The 15,109-nt window shown below is 36.5% G+C and carries 14 protein-coding genes; 11 read left to right on the top strand and 3 right to left on the bottom strand.

What is annotated here, in order from left to right; genetic code table 11:
• Positions 1–4 precede the first annotated feature (4 nt).
• The 3 genes from gcvPA to ACZLO7_RS07805 all read left to right on the top strand — a co-directional run bounded on the left by gcvPA (position 5) and on the right by ACZLO7_RS07805 (position 3,287).
• The gene (gene gcvPA, locus ACZLO7_RS07795; protein WP_464938595.1) at positions 5–1,351 is read left to right on the top strand and encodes an aminomethyl-transferring glycine dehydrogenase subunit GcvPA; all 1,347 of its coding nucleotides are present in this window, start codon (positions 5–7) and stop codon (positions 1,349–1,351) included.
• Positions 1,344–2,816, top strand: coding sequence for an aminomethyl-transferring glycine dehydrogenase subunit GcvPB (gene gcvPB / locus ACZLO7_RS07800; RefSeq protein ID WP_464938594.1), 1,473 nt, complete (start codon positions 1,344–1,346; stop codon positions 2,814–2,816). Before gcvPA ends, gcvPB begins: the two co-directional genes overlap by 8 nt.
• A gap of 186 nt (positions 2,817–3,002) precedes the next feature.
• On the top strand, positions 3,003–3,287 hold the full coding sequence (locus ACZLO7_RS07805; RefSeq protein WP_427752201.1) for a hypothetical protein: 285 nt from the start codon (positions 3,003–3,005) through the stop codon (positions 3,285–3,287).
• A gap of 96 nt (positions 3,288–3,383) precedes the next feature.
• On the opposite strand, the gene ACZLO7_RS07810 is transcribed toward ACZLO7_RS07805, so the two are convergent.
• Complete coding sequence (locus ACZLO7_RS07810) at positions 3,384–4,649, bottom strand: AAA family ATPase (RefSeq protein WP_464938593.1); 1,266 nt, start codon at positions 4,647–4,649, stop codon at positions 3,384–3,386.
• A gap of 116 nt (positions 4,650–4,765) precedes the next feature.
• Complete coding sequence (locus tag ACZLO7_RS07815; protein WP_427752205.1) at positions 4,766–5,146, bottom strand: rhodanese-like domain-containing protein; 381 nt, start codon at positions 5,144–5,146, stop codon at positions 4,766–4,768.
• A 104-nt stretch (positions 5,147–5,250) separates the two neighbouring features.
• Between ACZLO7_RS07815 and lipM the strand changes: the two genes are divergently transcribed.
• The 3 genes from lipM to ACZLO7_RS07830 all read left to right on the top strand — a co-directional run bounded on the left by lipM (position 5,251) and on the right by ACZLO7_RS07830 (position 9,656).
• Positions 5,251–6,084: an octanoyltransferase LipM gene (gene lipM, locus ACZLO7_RS07820; RefSeq protein WP_464938592.1), complete on the top strand. Its 834-nt coding sequence runs from the start codon at positions 5,251–5,253 to the stop codon at positions 6,082–6,084.
• A gap of 175 nt (positions 6,085–6,259) precedes the next feature.
• The gene (locus tag ACZLO7_RS07825; RefSeq protein ID WP_464938591.1) at positions 6,260–8,833 is read left to right on the top strand and encodes a vitamin B12-dependent ribonucleotide reductase; all 2,574 of its coding nucleotides are present in this window, start codon (positions 6,260–6,262) and stop codon (positions 8,831–8,833) included.
• Between the two features lie 265 nt (positions 8,834–9,098).
• Positions 9,099–9,656, top strand: a complete 558-nt coding sequence (locus ACZLO7_RS07830) for a type II toxin-antitoxin system HicB family antitoxin (RefSeq protein ID WP_464938590.1) — start codon at positions 9,099–9,101, stop codon at positions 9,654–9,656.
• 281 nt (positions 9,657–9,937) lie between these two features.
• Here the strand turns inward: ACZLO7_RS07830 and ACZLO7_RS07835 are convergent, their stop codons facing one another.
• Entirely contained in the window at positions 9,938–11,173 is a 1,236-nt protein-coding gene (locus tag ACZLO7_RS07835) for an IS110 family RNA-guided transposase (protein ID WP_511261372.1), read from the bottom strand.
• A gap of 473 nt (positions 11,174–11,646) precedes the next feature.
• On the opposite strand from ACZLO7_RS07835, the gene ACZLO7_RS07840 reads away from it, so the two are divergent.
• The 5 genes from ACZLO7_RS07840 to ACZLO7_RS07860 all read left to right on the top strand — a co-directional run bounded on the left by ACZLO7_RS07840 (position 11,647) and on the right by ACZLO7_RS07860 (position 14,901).
• Complete coding sequence (locus ACZLO7_RS07840; protein WP_464940261.1) at positions 11,647–12,573, top strand: helix-turn-helix domain-containing protein; 927 nt, start codon at positions 11,647–11,649, stop codon at positions 12,571–12,573.
• 337 nt (positions 12,574–12,910) lie between these two features.
• Complete coding sequence (locus tag ACZLO7_RS07845) at positions 12,911–13,189, top strand: colicin immunity domain-containing protein (RefSeq protein WP_464940262.1); 279 nt, start codon at positions 12,911–12,913, stop codon at positions 13,187–13,189.
• A gap of 230 nt (positions 13,190–13,419) precedes the next feature.
• A complete protein-coding gene (locus ACZLO7_RS07850) occupies positions 13,420–14,040 on the top strand; it encodes a hypothetical protein (protein ID WP_464940263.1) in 621 nt (206 codons plus the stop codon).
• Between the two features lie 88 nt (positions 14,041–14,128).
• Positions 14,129–14,566 (top strand): cytidine deaminase, encoded by a 438-nt coding sequence (locus ACZLO7_RS07855; RefSeq protein WP_464940264.1) that lies wholly within the window; start codon positions 14,129–14,131, stop codon positions 14,564–14,566.
• 122 nt (positions 14,567–14,688) lie between these two features.
• Complete coding sequence (locus tag ACZLO7_RS07860) at positions 14,689–14,901, top strand: hypothetical protein (RefSeq protein ID WP_464940265.1); 213 nt, start codon at positions 14,689–14,691, stop codon at positions 14,899–14,901.
• Positions 14,902–15,109: the final 208 nt, after the last annotated feature.

Consider the following 15,109-nt stretch of genomic DNA (forward strand, 5'->3'; position numbering starts at 1 on the left):
TCGAATGAAGCATCGGTACTTACCTATGACTGAGCAGGATCAAAAAGATATGCTAAATGTAATTGGCGTTTCTACTGTTGATGAATTATTCTCAGACATCCCAGAAAAAGTTCGTTTTAAAGGAAACTACAACATTAAACCTGCAAAATCTGAATCAGCATTGTTAAAAGAATTAGCTCAACTTTCTAAACAAAATGCAAATAGTGATGAATATGCATCGTTCTTAGGTGCTGGAGTTTATGATCACTATAAACCAGTTATTGTTGACCACGTTATTTCACGTTCAGAATTCTATACAGCTTATACACCTTACCAACCAGAAATTTCACAAGGTGAATTACAAGCTATTTTCGAATTCCAAACTATGATTGCAGAGCTAACTGGCATGGATTTAGCAAACTCTTCTATGTATGATGGTGGAACAGCTCTTGCTGAAGCCGGTATGCTTGCAGCGGCACATACTCGTCGCAAAAAGCTATTAGTTTCTGGTGCAGTACATCCAATCTCACATGATGTAGTTAAAACATATGCACTTGGCCAATCAATTGAAGTCGTGAATGTTCCTTTAAAAGATGGTGTCACTGATCTAGATGCTTTAAGAGAATTAATCGATGCAGATACAGCTGCTGTGATGGTTCAATATCCTAACTTCTATGGTCAAGTAGAGAACGTACAAGCAATTGCAGATGTAATCCATGAAGCAAAAGGCTTATGTATCGTATCTTCTAATCCATTAGCGCTTGGTATTCTAACACCTCCAGGTAAGATGGGTGCGGATATTACAGTTGGGGATGCTCAACCATTCGGTATTCCAGAAAGTTTTGGCGGACCACACTGTGGTTACTTCGCTGTTACAAAAAAACTAATGCGTAAAGTTCCGGGCCGTTTAATTGGCGAAACTATCGATGATGAAGGTCGTCGCGGTTATGTATTAACATTACAAGCACGTGAGCAACATATCCGTCGTGAAAAAGCAACTTCAAATATCTGTTCAAACCAAGCATTAAATGCACTTGCAGCTTCAGTTGCAATGACAGCTCTTGGCAAAAAAGGTGTACAAGAAATAGCTACACAAAATATTTTAAAAACACACTACGCAAAAGAAGCTTTTGAAAAAGCAGGTTTCACTGTAGCGTATAAAGGAGCACATTTCAACGAAATCGTTGTGAAGTGTAATACATCTGTTTCTACTATAAATAAGGGACTTTTTGAAAAAGGCATTATTGGTGGCTTTGATTTAGGTAAAGTAGATGCAGCACTTGAAAATCATGCACTAATCGCTGTTACTGAACAACGTACAAAAGAAGAAATCGATGCACTTGTGCAAGAAATGGGGGCTCTCCATGCATAACGACAATCAACCACTAATTTTTGAACTAACTACAGAAGGTCGCGTAGGCTACAGCTTATCAGAACTTGATGTACCAGCAGTAGATTTAGCTGCCATTTTACCAAGCCAATTTATTCGTACAGAAGAAGCGGAACTTCCTGAAGTATCAGAACTTGATATTATGCGTCATTATACAGCGCTTTCTCGCCGTAACCACGGTGTGGATTCAGGATTCTATCCACTTGGTTCATGTACAATGAAATATAATCCGAAAATTAATGAATCAGTTGCACGTTTTGCAGGCTTTGCTAATATTCACCCATTACAAGATGAGTCTACTGTACAAGGTGCACTCGAGTTAATGTACGATTTACAAGAGCATTTAATTGAGATCACTGGTATGGATGAAGTAACGCTTCAACCAGCGGCTGGTGCTCATGGGGAATGGACAGCATTAATGATGATTCGTGCTTTCCATGAAGCAAACGGTGACTTCCAACGTACGAAAGTACTTGTTCCAGACTCAGCTCACGGTACAAACCCAGCATCAGCAACAGTTGCAGGCTTTGATACAGTAACTGTGAAATCTGATGAAAACGGTCTTGTAGATTTAGAAGACTTACGTCGTCTGGTTGGGGACGATACAGCAGCACTTATGTTGACTAACCCGAATACATTAGGTCTTTTTGAAGAGCATATTCTAGATATCGCTGAAATCGTCCACTCGGTTGGCGGTAAAGTATATTATGATGGTGCAAACTTAAATGCAGTTATGTCAAAAGCACGTCCTGGCGACATGGGGTTTGACTGTGTTCACTTAAACTTACACAAAACTTTCACTGGTCCTCACGGTGGTGGTGGTCCTGGTTCAGGTCCAGTTGGTGTAAAAGCTGACTTGATTCCATACCTTCCAAAACCAGTTTTAGTGAAAACAGAAGAAGGATATCACTTCGATTACGATCGTCCACAATCAATTGGTCGCGTAAAGCCATTCTACGGTAACTTTGGTATCAATGTTCGTGCATATACTTATATCCGTTCAATGGGTCCAGATGGTCTTAAAGCAGTTACTGAAAATGCAGTAATTAATGCGAACTATATGATGAGAAGATTAGAGCCATACTTTGATCTACCTTACAACCGTCATTGTAAGCATGAATTCGTATTAAGTGGTAGCCGTCAGAAAAAACTTGGGGCTCGTACACTTGATATGGCAAAACGACTGTTAGATTTTGGCTATCATCCACCAACAACTTACTTCCCATTAAATGTGGAAGAAGGTTTAATGATTGAACCAACTGAAACAGAATCAAAAGAAACTCTAGACGCTTTCTGTGACGCAATGATTCAAATTGCGAAAGAAGTGGAAGAAACACCAGAAGTAGTACAAAATGCACCACATACAACTGTTATTGGCCGTCTTGATGAAACAAGAGCAGCTCGTAATCCAGTGTTACGATACGAAAGAGAAACAGTAGAAGTATAATATATTCATATATTGAAAACCTCTAGCACTTTGCTAGGGGTTTTCTCATGATTTGTATATAAATAGCTTAATGAAAAGATCATGTTAGTTATGGAAAAAATCGCTTGGACATAGACAGATGACTTTAAAATTGCTATGCTAACATAGATGCAGTATGAATCAATGTGTGAAAAAAGGGGAGTTTTCATGGCTTACTTTAAAAGTATTAATGATACAACTAATGATCAAAATGACTTGCTAAAATCCTTAGAAGAGGATTATAAGGAATATACGGTTGACGAATTAATTTCTGAATTGTACATAAAGCAACAAAAAGAACAAAGTACATTAATCTATTTCACTCCAGATGCGCATACAAAAGCGTTGATGGAGTACGAAAAGAAAATTATCTATGATTTGTTACATAAACATGGTTTAACGAATCGACAAATTTTGCAAGAAATTAATAAGCAAAAAACGGTTATTGATTAATACAGTAAGTTTAGTAATCAAACCTGTTATTAGACCCTATTCGTAAAAAACACCCTCCTAGAGATTGATTGAACCTTTCTCTAGGGGGGTGTTTTCTTAGAATCCTATATTTACTTCATTTCTTTCCCAATCATTACTTAAGGCATTTTTACGTTGTTTTTGTAAATCTTTAATACATTTCTCGTAATCGAGTTTTTTGTCATAATGCCAATTTAGAGCGACCGACATATATAGTTCATTGAGTTGTGAAATAGAAAGACCTTTTGATAGTTTAGCAGCATCCATTAGCTCGTCTTCTGTGAAAATATGCTGAATATCTAATTTGCGTAAATATGTAGCACGTATTGCAGCTGTTGGATTCATAATTTCGTAAGCTCTATCAAATCGACCTGCACGATTGATTAAAGCGGGATCGATGCGGTCAGGATAGTTGGTTGTACCAATTAAGAAGATACCCTCACGCGATTGTGCGCCATCTAGAGTATTTAAAAATAATGAGCGTGTATATTCTGGCATCGAGTCAATATCTTCAATAACTAGTATTGCAGGAGCTAGACTTGTTACCATACGGAAGACCTCTTCTATCGATTCACTTGATGTATGCTCTGTAATTTGCCAATACACTACAGGGGCTGTTACAGAGCCTGTGATGGACTTTACAAGCGTAGTCTTACCGTTTCCTGGTGAGCCATATAATAGGATTCCTCTTTTATAAGGAAGACCATAATGTTTGAAGAAATCGCCATCTCCCTTAAAAAATTCATCAATCGAACGGAAAATCTCTCGTTTAAGCGAAGGTTCTAAGAATACATCATCTCTTGTGATTTGCTTTCCTTCGCCGTAGCTCCGCCGTTTTATACCAGTCTGAACATCAACTAAGTAGGTGACGGTTTCCATTAACATTTGACGTAACTGTTCTTGAATAGCTTCGATAAATTCCATCATTTTCTCAGCACTCGTTGTGAAATAGAAAAACTCAGGCCATTCTGAATCGGAGCGGAATATAGGAATATGGGTAATAGCTACTTCATAATCAGGGAAGTAGATTAAAGAATTACTAAAGGTCTTGATTGATTGCAACTTATTATCTAATTGATCTTCTGCGACAGAATTTAAGACAATACTAGGTAATGCAGCATATATATAACTCAAATTTTCGTAGCGGATTAATTCCTTGTCCATCATTTCAAGTAAATGATGATGAAATTGTGAATTATTTAGTTCGACAGTCACACCACGAAAATTGCATGGATGTACTTCATTTAATTTTTTTGAGATGCGTTCAAAAACCTCTGATACATCAGCATAGTTAGGGATGTCGGGGCGTAAATCTTCGTGAAAAGTATATAAGAATTTTGTCATTATATCCTCCTTTATAGACGTTAATAGCTAACAGTTATAAGCATGTATAATAAGAAAAAAGAGAGCCATTTCTGTATAATATAGAAATGACTCTTTTTATTTGCAACGTAATCAACTTATTTCACTTTGATTTTGCCTGTCCAATTTTTATATCCACCTTGTAATTGGTATACTTGATCATAGCCTTTTTTCTTTAATAACATAGCGGCACGTGCACTACGGCCTGCATTTTGGCAATACAAGTAAACAGGTTTGTCTGGGCGAATTTCTTTATGACGTTGACGAAGTTGTGAGGTTGGGACGTTACGAGCGCCTAGAATATGACCACTGTCAAATTCTTTAGGCTCACGCACATCTATTAATTGTGCTTTACGATAACCCTCAATAAATTCTTCTTGTGTTAAAGTTGTAACTGCTTTTTTGAAACGAAGAGCGTTCACTAAAGCGTATACAATTACCACAAATAAAACAATTGCTAATGTATATAACCAACTCAAATCGTCTTACCCCTTTCTATCTACAGTAATATTATAAAAGAACATCTAGCGATAGTCCAATGAGTTTGTTAAAATAGATAAGTTGATTATAAGGAGGAGACCAAATGAAAACAACATGGTATTTTATTAATTCAGGTCCGTGTAGCCCTGCATTCAATATGGCATTAGATGAAGCGCTCCTACATTGGCATAGTAAAGGTTTAATTCCACCAGTAATACGATTTTACGAATGGAATCCAGCAACACTTTCTATTGGTTATTTTCAACGTGCTGAAAAAGATATTGATTTTGAACAACTACATAAATTAAATTTAGGATTTGTTCGTCGTCCGACTGGAGGGCGTGCAGTCTTACATGAGCATGAATTAACATATAGCATTATCGTTAATGAAGACTACCCAGACATGCCTAGAACAGTGACAGAAGCTTACCGAGTATTAAGCGAAGGCTTATTACTAGGCTTCAGAAACTTAGGGTTAGATGCTTATTTTTCTATCCCTGATTCTGAAGAAAAACGAGCAGACTTGAAAACACCGAAGAGTGCAGTTTGTTTTGATGCACCAAGTTGGTATGAATTAGTGGTAGAAGGTAAAAAGGTAGCAGGTAGTGCGCAGACGCGACAAGAAGGTGTCATTTTACAACATGGAGCAATCTTAATCGATCTCGATGATGAAAAATTGATCTCCCTTTTTAAATTCCCATCAGAAGCTTCAAAAGAACGCATGCGCAAACATTTACCACAAAAAGCGGTGGCTATTAATCAGCTAGCTCAAAAACCTGTCGATGTTGAAACGTGTATATCTGCTTTCCACAAAGGATTTGAGGATGGATTAGACATTGAACTTGTACCTTATACATTGACTGATGAACAATTGGATTTTGTTAATAATTTAGCTAAAACGCGCTATGAAAGTGATGAATGGAATTTTAGAAAATAGTAGTCTTTTTGACTTATTTTAGTTTGGCGGAAATCGAAAAATCGCTTCCAATGTTGTTAAATCAACATTTTGCGCAGAATCACCCTATTTGCTTTTCTTATCAATATATAGTATTGTAATGTCTTGAAAGAACACTATATGTAGTGTTTAATGCGCGATTTAAATAGGGAGGCGAATGATAATGGTACTTGCTTCACAGCATCATAATCAGACGATTAATGTACAACAACTAAACAATGATATTCAACAATTTCCACAAGTTCATGCTATCACAGAGGACATGCATATAACACATAAAGGTGTGTCTCGCTTAGTCATGATCGACCGTTATTCTTTTAAAGATACAGAAAAGAAAACGCTAAAAGCAGGAGATTTTGTTGTTTTAACGGTCAAAGCTGACCCTAAATTCCCAGCACGTGGTCTTGGTTATATCGTTTCAATTAACTCAGAAAAGAAAACAGCAGAAGTGCTAATTGAAGCAGATTATAGAAGTGCTATTGATGATGATGCTGAACAACAAACAGGTATCGTCACACGTTCTTTAGACGTTATTGAAAAGCCTCTTGAAGTCTATTACGAGCAAATTGCAAAACGTAATGCAACTGGCCTAGCAGCCGTTGAAAAAACAGCAGAGAAACGCCAAGAATGGTATGAGAAATTTTACGAGCAATTAGTGAAGTTAAACTTTATTCCAGCGGGACGTGTTATTTACGGAGCAGGCGCTGGAACAGATGTTACTTACTTTAACTGTTACGTAATGCCATTTGTAGCAGATTCTCGTGAAGGCATTAGTGATCACCGTAAACAAGTAATGGAAATTATGAGTCGCGGTGGTGGTGTAGGAACAAATGGTTCTACATTACGTCCACGAAATACGCTAGCACGTGGTGTTAATGGTAAATCATCAGGATCAGTATCATGGTTAGATGATATTGCAAAGCTAACTCATCTTGTTGAACAAGGTGGATCACGTCGTGGTGCACAAATGATTATGTTAGCTGATTGGCATCCAGACATTATTGAATTTATTATTTCAAAAATGCAAAATCCTCGTATTTTACGTTTCTTAATCGAAAATACAACGGATGAAACAATCCAACGTTTAGCACAAGAAAAACTGAAATTTAAACCTTTAACACAACAAGAAGAAGCGATGTATCAAGGTATTACTAACTATAAAACAATCCCAGGTGTCGGTGGTTTTAATGAAGCGATTATCCGCGACGCTGAAACGAAATTACGCGACGGTGGAACATACAGCGTGCATAACTCTGAATTCCTAACTGGTGCAAATATATCTGTTACAATCACAAACGAATTCATGGAAGCTGTAGAAGCTGACGCTGAATTTGATTTACGATTCCCAGCGGTTGAATCATATAATGCAGAAGAAATGAAAGTTTATAACGATACATGGCATGAAGTCGGTGATGTTCGTGAATGGGCTGAAATGGGACATGCTGTTCGCACATACCGTAAAGTAAAAGCACGTGAACTTTGGAACTTGATTAATATCTGTGCTACTTACTCAGCAGAACCAGGTATTTTCTTCATCGACAATGCAAACGACATGACAAATGCAAAAGCATACGGTCAAAAAGTTGTAGCAACTAATCCGTGTGGCGAACAACCACTTGCACCATATTCAGTATGTAACTTAGCAGCTGTAAACTTAGCGCAATTCGCTCAAAAAGACACTAAAACAGTGGACTTTGAAGCGTTGAAGGAAACAGTTCGTGTCGGAGTACGTATGCAAGATAACGTAATCGATGCAACACCTTATTTCCTTGAAGATAACCAAGTGCAAGCATTAGGTGAACGCCGTGTTGGACTAGGTGTCATGGGAATGGCCGATTTGCTAATCTACTGTGAAAAAGAATACGGCTCTGAAGAAGGTAATATCCTTGTCGATGAAATCTTCAAAACGATTGCGACAACTGCATATGAAGCTTCTACTGAACTTGCAAAAGAACGTGGCAGTTTCCCATTCTTAACAGGTGAAACAGAAGCTGAAACATTAGCTCTTCGCAAACGCTTTACAGAAACAGGTTTCATGCAAAAAATGCCTGAGCATATCCGTGAGGCAGTACTTGAGGGTGGTATTCGTAACTCGCACTTACTAACGGTAGCTCCTACAGGCTCAACAGGAACAATGGTTGGCGTTTCTACTGGATTAGAGCCATACTTCTCATTTACTTACTACCGCAGTGGTCGTCTTGGTAAATTTATTGAAGTAAAAGCTGATATTGTACAAGAATATTTAGCTGCTAACCCAGGTGCAGATGAAGCAAATCTTCCTGAATGGTTTGTTACTGCTATGGAGTTAGCTCCAGAAGCACATGCAGATGTACAATGTATTATCCAACGCTGGATTGATAGCTCAATCTCTAAAACAGTAAACGCACCACGCGGTTACACTGTAGAGCAAGTACAGAAAGTGTACGAACGCTTATACAATGGTGGCGCTAAAGGCGGTACAGTTTATGTAGATGGTAGCCGTGATTCACAAGTATTAACTCTAAAAGCAGAAGAAAACGTTATGGACGAGGACAATCTACAAGAAGAACAAGTAGTTGATAAACGTCCAGTTGTTTTAATAGATACAATTCAAGACTTACGTTCAACTAATGTAACAATCGGTTCGGAAGTCGGTAACACATGCCCAGTATGCCGCAAAGGAACAGTCGAAGAATTAGGCGGCTGTAACACATGTACAAATTGCGGTGCACAGCTTAAATGTGGCCTTTAAGATACTGACTTCTAGCTACTTGTAGATTTGAAATAAAGTCGTACCGTTTATAAAAAAGATGTACCGTTTTAAATAAAGTTTGATTAAAAAATCATCTCACCTCTATAGATTTTTAGAGGTGAGATGATTTTTTTGTTGGATATTTATGTTAATGACTGTAAAGATTGTGAAGAAATGTACTTAAACTAATGGAGCAGGTTAGTTGAACAAGATTACATTGGAATTTTGAAATTTCACTAATATATAAAGGACAGGTGTAGTTGATATGGCATTTGAGAATGTAGTTTATCCAGCATTTATAAAGAAAGAAGAAGAAATTTTCGGCATTCATTTCCCAACATTACTTCCAGATTACGGGTGGGAGAATTACTTAGTCTCGGGTCCATCGAAAAAGGAAGCCATTCAAAATGCAAAGAAGGCCTTAGCTTATTTGTTAGCTGGTGCTCTATATGATAATGAAGATTTACCAAATCAGGCACCCATTCCTACTAATCTTGTGACGGAAGAGATGGAACTTGTTTTTATTAAAACATCTTATAGCAATTATGCGAGGGAAATTGAGGAGCATTTACCTGGACGTCATTGGCATATCACTTTTAACAGGGATTGGAGAAGTGATTTTCAAGCAGTTGCATATAAGAATACGCAAGGATTTTGGGATGTAAAGGTAGATGGTGATTTACCTATTGAAATGGAACAGGAGAAGTTGTTACAACTTTGTCCTACATATCCTGTAATTGGTACAGTACGACGTCGAGTTGAGGCGGAAGAAGCGTTCGATAGTTTTATACTCAGAGTAAAAGAGATGTACAAGCAATTGTAAATATTAATCATATTGCTTCAAAAACAGAAACGTAACAATTAGAGAAGAAATATTGAGAAAACAAATAATATCGGGTGAAATTCTTAAAGGGGACATATTGCCATAAAAGTACAGTCGTTTTATAAGATTGTGAAAAATTGTACTTAAACTAAACCAGCTAATAGAATGTCAAGTAAAACATTTTTAATCGAAAAACACTTCATGTTATACTAAAAAGCACAAGATAAATAACCCTCCGAATTTAATTTGGAAGGATTTTGTTTTATTTTAAAATACTGTAACTAAATAGTTTCTTGGAACGGTGTTTTCGTTTTTAAAATCGCATAAATCCAGTGTAAAAGCTTATTAGCACAGGCAATAATAGCTACTTTATACGGTTTACCTTCTTCGCGTTTTAAATCGTAGAAGGCTCGTAATCGTTTATTTCGTGCAAGGGTTTCATCTGTTGTTTTCTTTTTACGGCTATCTCGAATTGAACAACGGACGGCTGTGTAAAGCATGTGGCGAAGTCTAGCTGAGCCGCGTTTGGTAATGTGATTTTTCGTGCCTTTAAAGCGCCCTGATTCAAACACACTTGGGTCTAGTCCCGCAAAGGCTACTAACTTTTTTGGATGATTAAACCGGTCAATCTCCCCAATTTCTGAAAGTATCGTGGACGCGATTTTTTCACCTATACCGGGAAGCGATTGGATTAATTCATATTCTTCGAGTTGTGCCGCCAATTGATTAATCTCACGCTCTAACGTAGAAAGCTGTTGTCGGTACGCTTGAAGTAAATCAATATACATATTCAGACTGACGAGAAGGCTTTGATAAAGCGTTGACTGAAATGGGTTACGTTCCGCAGCGGCGATTAATAACTCAGCTCTTTCATACGCCCAATTAAATGAACGCGCTTTACAATGCTTATCAATAAATTGTGCAAGCTTATCTACACCTGCTTTTAAGGCAGACTCCGATGTAGGGAAGGACTGTAAAGTCCTTAATGAAATCTCAGCGTATAAATCACCAAAAACGCCTTTATACTCTGGAAATACTTGATCTAATACAGCTTGAAATTGAAGCTTTGTTTGAACCATAATTCCTGTCATATTTTCGTGTTGCCTTGTTAGATGCCGAAGGTTTAAAAGCTGAATACCACGCTTTTTCTGAGGCTCTAAATCCTCTTTGTAATACAGTTCACCTAAGTGATAGGCATCAATGGCATCTGTTTTAGTTTTTCGTAAGTTAGAGCTTTTTGCTCGATAAGATACCAGTGGATTTACGATTATGACAATGTACTCTCTTGCCTCTAAAAACTGTACAACTGGGGCATGATAGTGACCTGTCGCTTCTAAAACAATAGGTGGTTTCATCCCTGTTTGATTCTCTACATCTAATAAATAAGAGTGTAACTCTTCCAATCCTTCCACCGTATGGTCCACTTTCACACTGCTTTTATAGGGAATTTTTTTATCCAAGAACATTTGAACCTGACTTTCACCTTTTGCGACATCCAGACCTACTACTGGATTCATAGTTTATCTCCTCCTCATGTAGTGTATTGACCGGTAACCTCTATCTAGCTTGTTATTCATATCTTCGCTTGTTATACGGGATCACTATGTCCCAACCAGCCTAATCATGTGTTAACAAGTAGAGGGCGAACAGTTTAGTTGTCGGGATCAAGTCCCACGGGTGCTTCCGTTCTACCCCGGCTACTATCAATCTATAAATTGAATAAAAAATAGTCAACCAGATTTCTCTGGCTGACCTTATAATACGAACGGGGTGCTTTAGTTAGACAAGATCATCGTAAAGATGGTCTATTTTTATGCCTAGAACATTTAGTTGATTTGGGTGATTCAGTGTGTGAACTGTTACACTTAAACTAACGGGGCATATAAGTTGAAGAGCATTGTTTAACTTTTGTTCAACAATTGGGCCATATTGTTGCATTTAATGATTTTTAGGATGCAGCGATTACTTCGCAAGATATATCAAAAAACGAATGAAAAACCTTGATATCCTATATTTAAAGGAGGTGCCTTCGTTGTATAACCATGAAATTATAATTAAGAAAATTATTTTGTATGTGGAAGAAAACCTACATGAACCACTTACTTTGGAAAATATTGCAGCACAATCAAATTTTTCGAAGTATCACTTTCATCGAATATTCCAATCCACGGTTGGCATGACGGTAACTGAATATATTCGGTTAAGAAGATTGGCTAATGCTTCTTCCGCCTTGCTTTACACAAGTGAACGCATTCTTGATATCGCTTTATATTATCAGTTTGAATCACAAGAATCATTTACAAGAGCATTTAAAGAGATTTATAAGCTACCACCTGGCAAATATCGCAGAATGATGTCAGACGTGATTAAAATTAAGGAGGAAACAAATATGGATACAAAGGTGAAAGGTTGGTTTTTAAGTGGATCAAATCCATTTAATTACGAAATGGGAATTGACCATGAAGTTGTTCATCAGGGGAAAGCATCAGGTTATTTAAAATCCAAAACAGTGTTAGATTCAACTGAATTCGCTACCATGATGCAAACATTTAAGGCTAATCAGTTTGTTGGAAAGCGCATTAGACTCTCTTGTTTCATCCGTACGGAAGAGGTAGATACGTACGCTGGGATGTGGATGCGAGTAGACGACACAATGGAAGATGTTCTTCAATTTGATAATATGAGTAATCGCCCCATTAAAGGAACAACAAACTGGAACCATTATTCTATTATTTTAGATGTTCCAACCCAAAGTGCTGTTATTTCGTTTGGTATCATTCTGTCTGGACAAGGAACTGTATGGGCAGATCAATTCACTTTTGAAGAAGTGAATGAAAGTATTCCAACAACTAATTTAGAGGTGCATGGTGAACTGCTGGACGAGCCAGTAAATTTATCGTTTGACGAAGAAATATGATTTAAGGAAGGGTGATAACATGGCTAATTCCGGTAAAAAGGCTACTGGGGTAGTATTAAGTATTATAGTTATAATTGCAATTATGTCTGTAAAGTTTGTAGGAATTAACACGCTTGTTCATTACTTAAAGTTTTGGTGAAAATATTGCTTAACTATACCGCAATCGGGCGCGATTGTTTAATAAGCGTCTCTGTTCTTATTCAATTACGGGTGCTTTACTTGAAGATTATTGAGTTCATAGACGGATCTTTATTCTTGTTCAACTAAAGATTAGGTTAGTTGAAGAAGGAAAATCGTTAGAATGGATTGAATGAAAAACCATAAAAGAGGTGAAGCAATGTTTGTTTATAAATATAAAAGGTTAATTGAGGATTTTGTTAATGAGGTAATTCGTGTTGAGAATTTTGAACGTGACTATCTAAATACATTTAAAAACGAGACAGAAAGTATGGATGCGTTTTTCGAAATCTTAAACGGAGTTTTTGAAGCAGTTGATTGTTATTATAATGATTGTCTTCCTGGACAAGAAACTGCCTTTGAAATATCCGAACAACAACTGAGAAAAGAAGTAAGTGAAGCGTTGATTAAAATAAATAGTTTATCGAATAATCTTTAAGTTTCATTCAACTAACGGGGGCATTAGCAAAAGATTATTGAGCTCCAAAGACAGCTCTATTCCTTATTCAACTAACGAGGCAGTTTAATTGAAGAAGGAAAATAATTGTTTTACATAGAAGTAAATAAAATGTCTTAAAAAATAATGGGGTGTATAAACGGTGATTATTATTAGAAATCTAAAAAAGTGAATTTGATTTTTTGATATAAAAGTAGCAAAGGGGATATTAAATGGTAAGTAAAATAGAATTATACGAAAAAGAGTCTCAGGAATTCAAACCTTTTAAACACTTTACTTCACGCATTCAAGTAATGCGGAAAGAATACAGCTATGGGGCTGAAGTTGCCTCAAAATGGACTGATATTTTAAACCAAACTCTTGTAGATGAAACTTACCCAGTGATACATCCAATTGGTCAGGAGACATTCTCGTTATATGCAGAGTTCACGACTGGGGTATTTGAGTTTACCTTAGACATAGACGGGGCTACTACATTTATAAAAGAAAAAAACATTAAACCCATAAAGACTTCTCCATCGAATATAATTGAAGCTGTTGACCAAGGTAACATAAATAAAGACCCAAACCGAATAAAACCCAATCATAAAAATCCTGTAATGGTACTTCAGAGTCGATATTTAACCAACAACAAACCTTATTGTATCAATGGAAACCATCGTATATTTGAAGCATATAGAAATAATGATGAACAAATAGAAGTTTATGTTTTTAAAGATTTGGAGTTTGTTCCTTTCTTTTATGACGTTCTAAGTAAAGCAACATATTTTTTAGAAATTGATTACCATAATGTGGTTAATGATAAAAGAAATTTATTGCATAACGACAGTTAAATTATACTGGTATAATTTAACTGTTATTCAATCTAAATTAATAAAAAATGGAGCTAAACAAATTACACTGCATAACAGGAGGGACTATATGGAACAGTCGAGGATAATAGAACAGGAAATGTATCGTAGAGCCATTGAATTTCTTCCTAAAAGATACCCAAAAGGCTGGGGTGGCGTAGCAATAATTCACTCAGAAGATGAACAATATTTTACTAGTGTTTCTATTGAAACAGCAAATTCGAGTGTAGATTTATGTATTGAAGTAGGAGCAATGTGTGAGGCACATAAATGGAATGTACGTGTAACCCACTGTTTATGTGTTGTAAGAGATGATGAAAATAGTCCTTTTAAGGTACTTTCGCCTTGCGGTGTATGTCAAGAAAGATTACGTTTTTGGGGTGTAGATGTTAAGGTAGGTGTTACTACTCCAGATAATTCGTTAAATTTTGTGACCTTAAATGAATTACAGCCGTACCATTGGACAAATGCATATCCAGTAGAGGAGTTAGAACATTATCATAAATGATTGTATTAGGAAAAGAATGTGAAAAGATGTACTTAAACTACCATGAAAATTAATTTCTTCAAGAAAAGAAAAATGACAATACTTAAGAAGACCCTTGCCTAATCGTTAAAAAAAAGAGGAGAGTGGACATTAATAAGACTATTGTTTTCGGTAGACTATTAGTATTGACTCCACTAACCATTTTCATTCTCTGTGGTGCAGGACTATTTTGTGCTGCATGGATGGCTAACGGGGTGCTTTTCTTGAATATTCGGTTTGCGAAATATAATAGAACAGAGTTAATTTCTACAGATCAAGCTAAGTCATTTGCAATCAAGTTTTTCTTTAGATATTGAGCTATATGGTTCTTCAACATGATCTCAATTCGAAATGGCTTTAAAGGAAATGAACTTGTAAAGTGTTGCATATAAACTAGCAGAAGCTTTAGTTGAATAAGTACGAATAAGAAATTAATTTTTTATACGCATAGATCAATTTCTATATAAAGGTGTTTCAGTCGATAACTTTTTTATCATGTAACAATCATGATTAACTCTAGACATA

It is taken from the genome of Viridibacillus sp. d25.2 (genome assembly GCF_055456015.2).

What these genes read in the sequence shown, in the direction of transcription:
- gcvPA (WP_464938595.1), top strand. Translation starts at nt 5, where the DNA reads ATGAAGCATCGGTACTTACCTATGACTGAGCAGGATCAAAAAGATATG.
- gcvPB (WP_464938594.1), top strand. Translation starts at nt 1,344, where the DNA reads ATGCATAACGACAATCAACCACTAATTTTTGAACTAACTACAGAAGGT.
- ACZLO7_RS07805 (WP_427752201.1), top strand. Translation starts at nt 3,003, where the DNA reads ATGGCTTACTTTAAAAGTATTAATGATACAACTAATGATCAAAATGAC.
- ACZLO7_RS07810 (WP_464938593.1), bottom strand. Translation starts at nt 4,649, where the DNA reads ATGACAAAATTCTTATATACTTTTCACGAAGATTTACGCCCCGACATC.
- lipM (WP_464938592.1), top strand. Translation starts at nt 5,251, where the DNA reads ATGAAAACAACATGGTATTTTATTAATTCAGGTCCGTGTAGCCCTGCA.
- ACZLO7_RS07825 (WP_464938591.1), top strand. Translation starts at nt 6,260, where the DNA reads ATGATAATGGTACTTGCTTCACAGCATCATAATCAGACGATTAATGTA.
- ACZLO7_RS07830 (WP_464938590.1), top strand. Translation starts at nt 9,099, where the DNA reads ATGGCATTTGAGAATGTAGTTTATCCAGCATTTATAAAGAAAGAAGAA.
- ACZLO7_RS07835 (WP_511261372.1), bottom strand. Translation starts at nt 11,173, where the DNA reads ATGAATCCAGTAGTAGGTCTGGATGTCGCAAAAGGTGAAAGTCAGGTT.
- ACZLO7_RS07840 (WP_464940261.1), top strand. Translation starts at nt 11,647, where the DNA reads ATGAAAAACCTTGATATCCTATATTTAAAGGAGGTGCCTTCGTTGTAT.
- ACZLO7_RS07845 (WP_464940262.1), top strand. Translation starts at nt 12,911, where the DNA reads ATGTTTGTTTATAAATATAAAAGGTTAATTGAGGATTTTGTTAATGAG.
- ACZLO7_RS07850 (WP_464940263.1), top strand. Translation starts at nt 13,420, where the DNA reads ATGGTAAGTAAAATAGAATTATACGAAAAAGAGTCTCAGGAATTCAAA.
- ACZLO7_RS07855 (WP_464940264.1), top strand. Translation starts at nt 14,129, where the DNA reads ATGGAACAGTCGAGGATAATAGAACAGGAAATGTATCGTAGAGCCATT.